Consider the following 206-nt stretch of genomic DNA (forward strand, 5'->3'; position numbering starts at 1 on the left):
ACAGAATACAGTCCTCAGTTATCGGGACGCTCTGAAACTGTTTGTTTTGTTCTTAACAGAATCAAAGGGGTTGCAGTTGTCAAGATTCACAATGGATCAGTTCAACCGAGAACTCGTCATTGAATATCTGGAATGGTGTCGCAATCGGGGTTCATCCGTTTCGACAACCAATCAGCGTCTGGCTGCGTTGAAAACTTTCGCTGTTT

The 206-nt window shown here is 44.2% G+C and carries 1 protein-coding gene; it reads left to right on the plus strand.

What is annotated here, in order from left to right; translation table 11 throughout:
• The coding region (locus B0D78_RS13655) for a site-specific integrase (protein ID WP_168170163.1) at nucleotides 1–206 on the plus strand (206 nt) is incomplete at both ends.

Source organism: Pyramidobacter sp. C12-8 (genome assembly GCF_002007215.1).
Classification (GTDB): domain Bacteria; phylum Synergistota; class Synergistia; order Synergistales; family Dethiosulfovibrionaceae; genus Pyramidobacter.